This is a genomic window from Paenisporosarcina sp. TG-14, from assembly GCF_000297555.1.
Taxonomy (GTDB): Bacteria; Bacillota; Bacilli; order Bacillales_A; family Planococcaceae; genus Paenisporosarcina; species Paenisporosarcina antarctica.
On record NZ_AMGD01000036.1, the window covers coordinates 1 to 11,802 of the forward strand.

At 36.6% G+C, this 11,802-nt stretch carries 11 protein-coding genes; 6 read left to right on the top strand and 5 right to left on the bottom strand.

The window, feature by feature from the left end:
- Nucleotides 1–423 precede the first annotated feature (423 nt).
- The 6 genes from C406_RS0111385 (at nt 424) to C406_RS0111410 (ending at nt 4,920) form a co-directional block, all read left to right on the top strand.
- On the top strand, nt 424–606 hold the full coding sequence (locus C406_RS0111385) for a cysteine-rich CWC family protein (RefSeq protein ID WP_017380754.1): 183 nt from the start codon (nt 424–426) through the stop codon (nt 604–606).
- 278 nt (nt 607–884) lie between these two features.
- Entirely contained in the window at nt 885–1,397 is a 513-nt protein-coding gene (locus tag C406_RS0111390; protein WP_017380755.1) for a DUF4178 domain-containing protein, read from the top strand.
- Nucleotides 1,398–1,429: 32 nt separating this feature from the next.
- Nucleotides 1,430–2,095, top strand: a complete 666-nt coding sequence (locus tag C406_RS0111395; RefSeq protein WP_017380756.1) for a PspA/IM30 family protein — start codon at nt 1,430–1,432, stop codon at nt 2,093–2,095.
- A gap of 95 nt (nt 2,096–2,190) precedes the next feature.
- On the top strand, nt 2,191–2,778 hold the full coding sequence (locus C406_RS0111400; protein ID WP_237740552.1) for a DUF4247 domain-containing protein: 588 nt from the start codon (nt 2,191–2,193) through the stop codon (nt 2,776–2,778).
- A gap of 22 nt (nt 2,779–2,800) precedes the next feature.
- Nucleotides 2,801–3,196, top strand: coding sequence for a DUF350 domain-containing protein (locus tag C406_RS0111405; protein ID WP_017380758.1), 396 nt, complete (start codon nt 2,801–2,803; stop codon nt 3,194–3,196).
- A gap of 164 nt (nt 3,197–3,360) precedes the next feature.
- A complete protein-coding gene (locus C406_RS0111410) occupies nt 3,361–4,920 on the top strand; it encodes a polyamine aminopropyltransferase (RefSeq protein ID WP_026045682.1) in 1,560 nt (519 codons plus the stop codon).
- A gap of 497 nt (nt 4,921–5,417) precedes the next feature.
- Here C406_RS0111410 and C406_RS0111415 read toward each other — a convergent pair whose 3' ends face one another.
- The 5 genes from C406_RS0111415 to nfsA all read right to left on the bottom strand — a co-directional run bounded on the left by C406_RS0111415 (nt 5,418) and on the right by nfsA (nt 11,299).
- Nucleotides 5,418–7,385: a phospholipase D-like domain-containing protein gene (locus C406_RS0111415; protein ID WP_017380760.1), complete on the bottom strand. Its 1,968-nt coding sequence runs from the start codon at nt 7,383–7,385 to the stop codon at nt 5,418–5,420.
- Nucleotides 7,386–7,967: 582 nt separating this feature from the next.
- Nucleotides 7,968–8,651: a CPBP family intramembrane glutamic endopeptidase gene (locus C406_RS0111420; RefSeq protein WP_017380761.1), complete on the bottom strand. Its 684-nt coding sequence runs from the start codon at nt 8,649–8,651 to the stop codon at nt 7,968–7,970.
- Between the two features lie 302 nt (nt 8,652–8,953).
- Nucleotides 8,954–9,361: a hypothetical protein gene (locus tag C406_RS0111425; protein ID WP_017380762.1), complete on the bottom strand. Its 408-nt coding sequence runs from the start codon at nt 9,359–9,361 to the stop codon at nt 8,954–8,956.
- 52 nt (nt 9,362–9,413) lie between these two features.
- Complete coding sequence (locus tag C406_RS19540; RefSeq protein ID WP_017380763.1) at nt 9,414–10,178, bottom strand: hypothetical protein; 765 nt, start codon at nt 10,176–10,178, stop codon at nt 9,414–9,416.
- Between the two features lie 389 nt (nt 10,179–10,567).
- Nucleotides 10,568–11,299 carry an oxygen-insensitive NADPH nitroreductase gene (nfsA, locus tag C406_RS0111435; RefSeq protein WP_017380764.1) on the bottom strand — a complete coding sequence of 244 codons (732 nt, stop codon included), beginning with the start codon at nt 11,297–11,299 and terminating at the stop codon, nt 10,568–10,570.
- Nucleotides 11,300–11,802 lie beyond the last annotated feature (503 nt).

The following is an 11,802-nucleotide window of genomic DNA, read 5'->3' on the forward strand; positions in this document are numbered from 1 at the left end:
TCCGTTAATAAGGGCTCAGTTCAATTTATATCTACTACTGTCTCCGTTTACTTTTTTTCTATAAAGAAGAGTTTCCACCACTTATTTAGCAGATGAGTTTGTTTTGTTTTCTTCTATCATTAAAGCTTCCAACCAGGATTCTGCAAATTGTGTAGTGTGCGAAACCCTTCTTTTAAGTAACGCAGAACGAACCTTTAAAGTTAGTAAAAAGCAGCCGAAATTGTATCTTCGGCTGCTTACTTTCTAAGTAGAAAGTGTCCATTAACTAGTAAACCAGAATTAAGGAACTATGCACGTGAAGGTTAAAGGCGAGCCGAATCAGTTTATCTCCAAAAACACTTTATTCTTTATCTATTTTCTTATTTAACAAAATGTGTTTCAATGATTTAAGTAAAGAATAGTTATTTATAAATGGAGGTCAATATGACAATCGATGCAAAAAAATGTCCGATATGCGATAAAAACAATTATTGTGGCAATGAATTAGGAGATCCCACCTGCTGGTGTACAACACAGTTTTTCCCTAAAGAAATTTTCGAGTTAGTACCTGGGGAAAAAGTAGACAAAGCCTGTATTTGTAAAGATTGTCTTCAAAAAATACACTGACGAAGTCCACCATAACAAATTCGTTTTTTATTTCCTGCAGCATAATTTTCTCTCATTGTTATATTCGAAGATATTTCTGAACCCGCAACGCCCCCTGTTTTACCAGATAATTCTTTTTTTGTTTAAGCATTGTTTTTCTATGCTCTCGGTAAGGATTGGTATTATTGCTTCCAAAGGCAAAGTACGAGAGAATAGATAATAATAGAAACTTTTTCGCATCTCATTCGTAGTAATACATGTAGATGACAGAAAGGGTCGAAGAAGGATGTGATGACTTAGTGAGTTTTCTCAGTAAATTGTTTGGCAGTAAAGAACCACAAAGACCTGATGTTAAAGAACGTACCGTTATGAATATAAAAACGGGAGATTTTATAACGTATGATCTTGAAGATTTCGAAGTTGTTGGCAAACTTTCATTCAATGACCATGGCTTCAATTGGTTTGCATACCAGCTCCAAGGTAATAATAAAGTGATCTGGTTAAGCGTTGAGATGGATGATGAATTAGAGCTAGGTATTTATGTGAAGTCGAAATTAAAATTACAAGAGCCACTTCCTAAAAAAATTGAGCTCGATGGCGTTACTTATTTTCAAGATGAATATGGTACTGCAATTGTAAAAGGTGAAGGTCGAAGTCAAAATGTAGATGGTGCTCAGTGTCGTTACTTCTCATATTTCGATGAAGAAGATGAAAAAGCACTCTCATTAGAAATTTGGGGTAATGAAATAGAAGCAAGTACTGGCTATTATATTGAAGAATATGAATTAAAGATTATTGCAGGAAGTAATTAATTAATTAACTTTACTAATAGGAGGAATAATAAATGTTTCAATTTTTTAAACGAATGCAAACAGTGGTAGGTTCAGAATTAAATGCGATGTTAGACAAGGCCGAAGATCCAATAAAAATGCTTGATCAATTTATGCGCGAAATGGAAGCAGACATTCGTGAAGTAGAAAGTTCTGTTGTTAAACAAATTGCCAATGAAAAATTTCTTCAAAAGAAAGTTAATGATTCAAACAGCATGATAACTAAGCGCGAAGAACAAGCAATAAAAGCACTAGAAGCTGGTAACGAAGATCTTGCAAGACGTGCACTTGAGGACAAAAAAGTTCATTCTGAGCAAGTATCTTCCCTTCAAGAATCGCATACCCGTGCAAAAGAAGATGCATCCGTTCTCCGTTCTAAACTTGACGAAATGAAAAACGAATATAGTCAAATGAAGCTTAAAAAAGATTCATTAAAAGCACGTGCTGAATCAGCTCAAGTACGCACGAAGATGAACCGTACGATGTCAGGTGTTGGCGGTAACGAATCACGTAACGGCTTTGATCGTATGGAAGAAAAAGTACTTCAATTCGAAGCTGAAGCTGAAACAAGTGAAGATATGCGCTCATCTAACCGTAGTCTTGATGACGAATTTAAATCACTTGATAGCGGTGTTGATGACGAATTAACTGCTCTTAAAAAGAGAATGGCTAAATCATAATCTATCCACAATTTTTCAGGAACGGGACCTGTTATAAAACAGGTCCTTTCCTTTATCACAAACAATGTCTTACACTTGAAAGGTAGGTGAAAAATGTGAAAAGGACGATTCTGTCCATAATGATTGTCAGTGTCCTTCTTTTTGTCTCTGCATGCGGGAATGGTTCAGGTTCCCTATTTAAAGATGGCATCGAAGACTATATTGGCAGTACATATCAACTATTCGATACGGTAACAAGTACTACAAACAGCGATGATTACTCTCAAGTATATATTGCAGAGAACCAAGATATCTCAACCGTCGCTAGCGATATACAAAACCATGAAAAACCTTCTGAAATGAGTGAAGAACGAGATGGCAAACAAATATTCATCTACGACAAACAATTTGTTACATTAACCGAGTCAGAGGATAATTCTTCGGATACGATGATTGAAGTTGCAGGAGAAGAATTTGTCCAAAATAATTATCGTCCTAGTTTCTTTGAAGGATATTTGGTGGCAAGCCTTTTAGGTAATATGTTTGGAAATAGTTGGGGCAGTAACAGAAGTCAAGCCTGTAAAATAAATCCAAGTAGTTGCTACGGAGGTTACAACGCTGCAGGAACATTTGCAGGGAAAAATACCGTCCCTTCAATTCGTGGTTCATCCGTTCGTGGTGGAGGAACAGGTTCAGGTAAGTAATTAGTTGAAAGGGGATAAAAAGATGAATTCATTATTGTTAACAGTTATGTATTTTGCAATTGCAATTATTATTGTCCTAGTGGGCTTAGCAATTTTTGAAGTAATGACCAAGAAGTATAAGGATTGGGATGAGGTGCTAAATGGCAATAAAGCAGTAGCCCTTTCAATTAGTGGTAAAATCGTGGGAATCTGTATTATCTTAGCATTTGCCATATACAATAGTTCTGCCGTTACGGAGACATTGATTTGGGGAGGAGTTGGAGTTGCTCTTCAACTAATCGCTTACTTATTATTTGAATTATTTACACGTAAATTCTCAGTAGAAGACCAACTTCACAAAGATAATATGGCTGTTGGCATTATCAGTTTTGCAGTATCAGTAGGGTTAGCATTCGTTATTGGAGCTTCCATTACATAAACAAACTAAATTGCATGTATTTCAATAGCTGTCCAAATTACTTTTCATTTGGATAGCTATTGATTTTTTCAACTCATACAAACTAATAGCTTCTAATGACCAGGTATTGGATTTAATTTAACGAAACAAGCTTCATGTGAAGTAAGGAGTCTGAACAAATGAGCGTGATAAGTAATTTAGGAACAAAACAAAGTAAAGCCATTTATTGGGCTTCTGGTATTGTTTCTATTTGTGGAATTATATTTGAAGTTTTATTTGGAGCTGCAGGTTCCTACATTTTAGGAGATGGTGTGAAGCAATATACGATCATTATCTCACTATTTTTAACTGGAATGGGCATCGGCGCTTCAATCAGCGAACACGTCACGAAAAATTTAATTATTTCTTTTATTTGGATTGAGTTTACCATAGGGTTAATCGGTGGATTTTCAACCTTCTTATTCTTCGGAGTGACAGCGTTTCTTCCTGATGGAACAGATGCCATATTTTTGTATTCCATCACCCTTATTATTGGTGCATTAACTGGTGTTGAACTGCCAATTTTGATTCGCAAAGCAACTGAAATCGGAGTAACTTTAAGTAAAAGTACTGCACGTGTCTTGTTTTCAGATTACGCTGGCGGCTTAATTGGTGGTTTACTCTTTGCATTTTATTTACGACCTGAGTTTGGACTTGTAAAAACGGCCTTTATGGTTGGCTTAATTAATGTAGGCGTGGCGCTTTGGGTACTTTATTATTTCAAACGTGAAATTGCTCGATTCCGTGTACATCTCGTTGCGGGACTATCACTTTTTGTCGTACTTCTATCTGGTGTGTTCTGGGGAGATGAAGTTGCTTTCACATTTGAACAAAAGATGTATCGTGATCCAATTATTCACTTCCAACAAACAGATTACCAACAAATCATATTAACAAAAGAAAAAGGTGATATTCGCTTATTTCTTGATGGACAGCTTCAGTTAAGTTCAACAGATGAATATCGTTATCATGAAACCCTCGTCCATCCTGCTGTTGCAAGCGTTGATAATCCTGAAAACGTACTTGTCCTTGGCGGAGGAGATGGCCTGGCTTTGAGAGAACTGTGGAAGTACGATGAAATCAAACACGTTGATCTTGTCGACCTTGATGCTGCAGTTGTGGAACTTGCTAAAACGAATTATGACCTCCTTGGTTTAAATAAAGACTCATTTTCAGATCCGCGAGTTAAGGTTCATCATGAAGATGCATTTTCATTTATGGAAGATGGTAAGGATTTTTATGATGTGATTTTAGTTGACTTACCTGATCCGAATAACGAATCTTTAAATAAGCTCTATACATTGCAGTTTTATCAGCTTCTTCGTAACCATTTAGCGCCCGGTGGAACTATTATGATTCAATCAACTAGTCCAACTTTCGCCACTGACGTGTACTGGACGATTGATCATACTGTTCAACAAGCAGGTCTCCACACTGAAAATCTACATGTAGACATTCCAAGCTTCGGCGACTGGGGTTTTGTCATGGCAAAACGCGAGCAAACTGATTATACGGTTGAAAATATCGATTTGTCCGTTGACACAGACTTTTTAACCGATGAAGTATTACAAGGACTTACTGTATTCGGAAAAGATATTGATCGGGACATTGTCGATGAAAAAGGCAATGCATTTCAATATAAGCCAAATACGTTAACTGACCCTATTTTATTGCAAATGTATGAGAAGGCTTGGGTTAACTATTAGTGATTCGAATTGAAAGAGTTACCGCCAGTCACTTCTGCGCAACTTGTAGAAAAAAGGATTTCCGGGTTTCTTTGGATGACAAGCAAAAAATCATAAAGACAAGAGCGAAGTGACTTTAATTGTCACTTCGCTCTTGTCTTTTTTCTTGCAAGTAATCTTGCGTTAGATGTGTGTCCATCGCCACCAGCAACCACCTTGGAGGCCGCTGAAGAAATTCGTTATTTATTGTCCTTCATAGAAAGACGTTTTATATCATTGTGTTTAATCCCGTTCACAGTTCTTTTATTCCCGTTCAAACATGGGTTATTCCCGTTAACCCTATTTTTTCCATAAAATACCCCAAACACGAAGTTTGAATGGGCTAAGTTGGTTTGGTTTTCGCTTCGCTGCTGTTTGTGAAGTGCAAGAATAGAAACTCGATTCACATAATAAAGGCGACCGAAGATGCAATTTCGGCCGCCTGTGACTCTATTATATGTTGGTCCATTTCCACGTATTTATTGTGTAGTAACCGTACCGCCTGCCTGTGAATAACGTGCATTAAATTCTTGTAAGAATTGATTTGTAATAGCTGAGTCATGAATGATAAGTAAATTCTCATCATTTATGTCTTCTCCATTAGTACTCCAATTAGTAGAACCGACAATGACAGTTGGATCGCTATCCGTATCTGCATCAACAATCATCGTTTTACTGTGCAACTTGCGCGATTCAGCATCTTTAAACACTGGTGCAGAATTTGCCCAGCGTGTATTTGGATTGTTGACACTTCCCGTTACAGTTTGGCCTGTCATTTCAATACTTGCAGACCACCACTGTGTCCAGAAGCTACTGTCAAAAACGCCCTTCACATCAAATCCAGTTAGAGTCCCTTGCTGATCTTCATACGACCCTTCCCACTTGTTTTTCAATTCATCGACTAGAGCCTGATCACTCCATGCAAATATGGTGAAATACGTTTTGTAATCAGCTTCGGTTTTAATAAGATCTACCATTCTCGCAATTGCATTGTCTCCAGGTGAGAAATACACCTCTATGTTTTTACCACCAACCATGATTTGGTGGACAGTATTATCAATTTTACGTGATCCAAAATTAGAAATTTGAAGATTAGGATTTATTGTATCTGACCCCCACATTTCATTAAACTCTGTTTCATAAATTCCAGCCAATTCCGTAGAGTTTACTTCCACGATATGCTGTTGGTTACCATCAAGAATACCATTGGCCATGTTTGCATCTGTCCCGTAAAGACCTGTAACTGTGTAATTCCAACTTCCTGTAAACACCCATTTATCATCAATAAGTGCAAATTTATTATGCATTTGAGTCGACGGAGAGTAATAGCTACCGTCAGCCTTATGTTCTGCTTCTACAAATAAATAACCTGTCATTTCAGTATTCCCCACCATAATGGTCTTTTGAGGAAAGTCGCTCGGTGACGATGGCAGACCATGATTTGCACGTTTTGTTGTATCTTCAACAGCCAACATAGGTGATTCTGAGAGAACCGTTATATCATCAGCTGTTCCTATAATCATGTCTTGTCCTCGAACCATCTCTTCTATATACAGCCTCATTAATTCAAATCGTTCAATATAGCTAGGATCTGTCGCATCTTTTGAGTCAGCAATCACTCGAACGTCAACGCCTTCAGATGCTTTCAAAATAAGAGCATCAACGATTTTAGGAAGATTGATTTCATAAGTTGCAAAATCAATACTAGTTTGCGCTCCGTTTATACGCTCGATCAATCGATTTTCAAGATTCACATTGTAATTAGCTTCATTATTAGGCGACGCATATTGATCAAGTGCACATTTATTAAAGTACACATTAATGGCGTCTGGTGCATCTGAAACCTGATTTATACGCTCGACTGTATCAGTACATCCTACATTTTGAGGTGCTTCTGAATTAGCTTTACCAGGAGTTCCTATTCCTTCAACATATGTATCTGTTGCCATGTTCCAATTAGCAGCATCTGTTCCAGTACCTAAAGGATCAATTCGTTCCATCGTCGCTTTGGTGTTGTTGTCACCACTATGCCAAGCATTAACTTGATCGATAACAGCATTGTTTGAGTCTCTTAATTCAAATATTTCACCTGTGTTTCCCATAGCACCACTATAAATCTGATTAGCTGTAACTTCAGAAACCGTTGTGTCATTTGTTCTTTCAAGTATAAAGTAGCCGTTTGCAGGAATATTTCCGCTTAGAGAAATGGACGGGGTTCCATCTGAGCTATTCAATGTCCATCCATTTAAAGACTGGGAAGTACTTGTGTTGTTGTAAAGTTCAATCCATTCATCATTATAATCTACCGTTGTTCCCATCCAAGCTATTTCATTAATGACAACTTCACCGTTCGTTGCTGCCTGAACACTCGTTGTCGGAGAAACTGTTGGGGTAATAATTGCCAGTGCTAAACTAATAGAAGCTATAATTTTAATAAATTTTCCCATATTTTTCTCCTTTTTAACAAATATTTGTGTATCATACAATATTATCTTACACGTTTCGACATTTTATTCATATGAAATTTTTGCAAATGTTTTGTTAATTTACTATTTACAAATTTACTTGTCGGTGTGCCTATGCAACAAACTTTATTAAAAACATGCCATATTCATTAGCCCCCATGCACTTTGTTTGTAGAAAAAATATAGCGCAGCGAGTGTATTGCCATGGCGAATACGGTTCGTGTATCAATTTGGACAGCAACCTGCTGCTCCATAACCTAAACAACGAAAAAGACTGAGCGCAGTAATTTTGTCACTTTCGCTCAGTCCCTTTTCCTATAGTAAGTCTTGCGGAGGGTGCACGTCCGACTCTCTACTGAAACCTATAAATGCAAAAAAGAGCAGCCGAAGATGTAATTGTGGTTGCTTTTTGCTTTCTTTATTTTCTATAGTAAATGGTCTCAGTCACTATCTCTCCACTTGAGTAGTCGCCTGTTACAGACTCGAAAGACCTCAATTAATAGCCTACAGGGTACAGGATTACACTAACTGGGATAGCTAGCTGCCTAGTTCTAGATTGTATAGTCATCCATAAATAATAAAAATAACGATAACAGCAAGTACATTCCACAAACCATGGGCTATTATAGAAGCCGTCAATCTTTTTGTATATAGATAAAGCAATGTATAGGCAGTACTCGGAACGAGGAGATCGACCCATTCAATCATATTCATCGGAAGGTGGCCCGCTGCAAAGAATATAATGGCAAAAATAGCAGATACGTATATAGCAATCCTTGAGTTTCTAAAGATATTAGCGATTGTCCCAATAACAAATCCTCGATTATATAGTTCTTCAGTCAATCCTCCTCCAATGACCCCCAAGGGAATGTACCACAAAATATTTATCCATTGATGATCGAGCATGGTTAGTATCCCTGAAATATCCGCTCTATCGGCTCCACCTGTGTTTGGAATGAACCATATAAATTGGATAAGCGCCCAACAAATAGCAACAATGGAGCCTAGCAAGGCATCTTCTTTCCATTTAGATGAGGTGAACCCAATTTTCGTGAAATCTAGTTTCATATAGCGAATACCAAAATAAATCAGTGGAATAATTAGCGCAGCCTGTAAAATTCCGATGATTGTCAAATTGATTCCTTGATATCCACCTAAAAAGCCCATTTGAAAAGGAACTTGAGTAAGAGCAAAGAGAATAAATCCTACAATTATGATTAAAAACCACATGGCTAAAGACTTAATCATTCACTGTACCCCCAAGTTTATAATTTTTTATGTCCTACAGTAGATTAAACCACCCACGTTGATTTCGCCCATAAAAAACCCGTTTTATTCATTCACTTATTTAATTAAAATAGAAAGCAATTTTCTTTGTAGTAATGGAATTCATGTTTCTGTTCTCGAAAATGGAACACGTTTTCTAGGTTTTCATGGTCATAATGTACGACAATCCCCTGCACCAAAAGCAGACGAACGAAGACGCAATTGCGGCAGCTTTTTCCATACAATAACTGGGAAAGTGCTTTCCTGTGAAGCAGACTAAAATTTTAAAATAAATAAGCAAAATAAATCGCTAGGAGAACCACTAATAGAAGCGGAAAATAAAAGAGGCTAAGTGTTTTTGAAACAGTGACTTTAATCCAAGAATCAACATCTTTTTGGATTAATGATGTATTCATAGAGAAATCAATATCCTCCTCTAAGGTAACCCTAACTTTGTCATACAACTTTCTGAACAGTTTTTCCTGATGTAAGAAAAACCCATCAAGTAGCCAGAAAAAGAGTATGGGGATAAGTACCGAAAACAAATACTTTGAGTCAATTTCTTTGGGATTCGCAAATACAAATATGCCAACAACTATCGTTACCGTCCATCCCTTTAACAAAAAGGAGTTACTTGCCATTCGAAGTATCGTTTGTTGAATAAATTCTAAATGTCTTATTTTACTGTCCACTTATCAAACACTCCCCTTTAATTATTTCCCTTCCAATTCATGTAATGAATTACTACTTCAAACTAGTATAAAGGTCATCAAGAGGATGATTTTCTTTAGTAGAATGAATCCATTTATTTTCCCATTTATTTAAAAAATCATGATCAATTTTTACTAAATCATTTAAATCAACGGTGTAGTTTATCTTTAACTCTTTCTGTGCATTAAAGATTTCCGCTACAAACTCTCGCTTTACCTTTCTATCAATTTTCTTCCTTACAACCTTCATGGCAATTAATTCTGTATATATCCATGGAGACTGTGTTGAACTTTCAATCGAATCTTTAGGACTCACAATAGAGTTAGGCGTGTTCAGAAAAAATATACATTCTGTTTTATCTATCATCTTTAAAAGAGAATTTGCCAGCATCATGTGGATGTGACTAGTTGAATAATTTCTTTTGTTATAATCAAACGTTTTGCCATCCTCATTTAAACAATAGTCATGATCAATTTGTTTCAATAAATCGTTTGAATAGCCCCACAAACCAGAATCTATGAAAGAATTCAATTTAAATTTACTTTTCAACCAGCCAGCAAGACCTATGGCAATCTTTTCATCTTTATGGGAATGAGAAATAAATACATCTGCATGAATGCTAGGAAACCAATCATTTTGAATTTCTTCGCCACTTAATACACCTGAATCTACATGTTTAAATACATAGTTATTAAAGTCTCTGCTTAGTTTCTTTTGATTCTCACCATTTACACGATTTCCTTCATGATAATAATTGGTGAATTCATCAGCAATTTCTACATTAAAACCTAAGTACATAAATATCTCACCTTTTCTATTGTTCATATTTTTACTAGAGTTGCTAAGATTTATTTAGGTTCAGTTAAGCAAGTTTAGGATTATATCGCTTTTTTATCCTTGTTGACTATTTTCATAAGTACACTTTGTACATAACTTTTACATTCGATAGTAATGGTCCCTTTCCCTGCGAAGTTGTGGGACGACTACAAATAATTTAATAAATAAACTTGGTGCATGAAAAAACGATTTGCTATTTTTATCAAGAAATAAGGTACTCTTTGGACGGCAACCAATTACACCAAAAACCTTGAAAATGAAAGAGACAATCTAAGTGACTAGGTCACATAGATCGTCTCTTTTTCAAATCCTCGAAGGGTAATTTCAATATTCCCCATCTGATGCGATTTTCATTTTAAATGAAATCCCTTTTTCTCTAAAAATGATCGGACATGTAATCGTTGTGGTTTTTTTAGATAAACGGCCATTCCCTTTGTCCACGTTGTAGACTTTTCATTTGTACTTCGATTTTTATAATATCTTTCTATTTCTTTATCATATGTAGGAAGTAGTTCATCGTACTTCACTTCGTCGTACTTATTTTCATGTAAAATCGCATCTACTGGTAGCCTCGGCTTTACCTCATTGTGTTCTGCAGGCACACCTATTGTCATCCCGTAAACAGGAAATACTCCATTTGGTAACTCTACCAAATCACTTATAGCTTCCATCTCATTTCGCACGCCGCCAATATAACAGATTCCATATCCTTTTGACTCCGCAGCAAGGGCAAGATTTTGAGCAAAAAGACCAACATCAGTTATTCCAACGATTAAACTTTCTGCGTTATCAAAAACGATCGATTCGCCGTGCATTTTACCTGCGTGAGACAATCTATTAAAATCTGTACATAATAACAATACAGCACCTGCACCAAGCATTTGTTTAGGATTACGAGATAGTTCTGCTATCTTTTCTCTTTTCTCTTTGTCGGTAACCCAAACTACTGAGTAGGCCTGAACAAAATGAGAGGTTGCAGCATGTTGAGCAATTTCGACCAGTTCACTGACCTCTTCTCGAGATAGCTGCTTTTCTGTATAACTACGAACCGATGAGTGAGATTTTATTAACTCGATTACCAAAAAGAATTCCCCCTATTTCATTTATTATTCCCAATGATTATATATTCTATCATTTATTTATAATTATCGGAATTCTCAAGTCTTCTGGAAAATAAGAAAAGCTGGCCAAATTACGCCCGGTCCTTTAAGAAGGGTAACCATAGAAACCCGTTCATTTCCGCTACGGTGGACGCTTTTCGCGGGCTTGGCTTCAGTCTCCTCGTCACTGCGTTCCTCCGGGGCCTTCAGCTCAAGCTTTTCCCGCAGAAGTCGCCACCTGCGCTTCAATCAACTAGTGTGAATTTATCCATCATTGCAACGAATTCTATTTTTAGTGACAATTATTTGAAATCTTGAGCGATACAAAGCTAGCAGGAATACTTCTTCTACACTATTTCTAAAAAGAGAAATACTTGCTCAAAATACCAGAATTTCAGTGTTCATCATGCAAACCACTGTTCTGCAATCCCTTCTTTTTAAGTTGTATTTTCTTTTATGATCATTCGAAAACATTTACTTGATTG

What these genes read in the sequence shown, in the direction of transcription:
- C406_RS0111415 (WP_017380760.1), bottom strand. Translation starts at nt 7,385, where the DNA reads ATGGGAAAATTTATTAAAATTATAGCTTCTATTAGTTTAGCACTGGCA.
- C406_RS0111395 (WP_017380756.1), top strand. Translation starts at nt 1,430, where the DNA reads ATGTTTCAATTTTTTAAACGAATGCAAACAGTGGTAGGTTCAGAATTA.
- C406_RS19540 (WP_017380763.1), bottom strand. Translation starts at nt 10,178, where the DNA reads ATGTACTTAGGTTTTAATGTAGAAATTGCTGATGAATTCACCAATTAT.
- C406_RS0111405 (WP_017380758.1), top strand. Translation starts at nt 2,801, where the DNA reads ATGAATTCATTATTGTTAACAGTTATGTATTTTGCAATTGCAATTATT.
- C406_RS0111420 (WP_017380761.1), bottom strand. Translation starts at nt 8,651, where the DNA reads ATGATTAAGTCTTTAGCCATGTGGTTTTTAATCATAATTGTAGGATTT.
- C406_RS0111385 (WP_017380754.1), top strand. Translation starts at nt 424, where the DNA reads ATGACAATCGATGCAAAAAAATGTCCGATATGCGATAAAAACAATTAT.